This window comes from Oscillibacter sp. CAG:155, from assembly GCA_000436875.1.
In the GTDB taxonomy this organism is placed as follows: Bacteria; Bacillota; Clostridia; order Oscillospirales; family Oscillospiraceae; genus Oscillibacter.
In genome coordinates this window covers 1-353 of the sequence record FR890878.1, presented here as the reverse complement: position 1 = coordinate 353, position 353 = coordinate 1, and the positions used below count along the sequence as shown (strand labels likewise).

Sequence of the window (353 nt, the reverse complement as noted above, 5' to 3'; positions counted from 1 at the left end):
GGGGGCGGTGCCGAGCCTTATCGTGCTGGCGGTGGCGGTGGTGCTCGTCCGGCGGATTGTCCGCCATCCCCTGGGAGTGGTATCCGGGGCCCTCATCATCTCCGGCGGCGTGGGCAACATTGCGGACCGGATACGGCTGGGTTATGTGGTGGATATGTTCAACCTGGAATTCATCCACTATCCGGTGTTCAATGTGGCGGACTGCTGCATCGTGGGGGGCGCCGTGCTGGCGGTGGTCTATTACCTGTGGTTCTACGAAAAATACGACAAGAGGGAAGGACACCATGGAAGAGCGGATTCTCAAAGCAACGGCTGAGGACGCCGGCGCCCGGATGGACGCGTGGCTGGCGGGG

The 353-nt window shown here is 62.6% G+C and carries 1 protein-coding gene; it reads left to right on the top strand.

Translation table 11 applies throughout. The annotated features are described in order from the left end of the window. Positions 1-316, top strand: a 316-nt coding sequence (locus tag QZL67_RS03715) for a signal peptidase II (protein ID WP_292919803.1), incomplete at its 5' end; no start/stop codon positions are given. Positions 317-353: the final 37 nt, after the last annotated feature.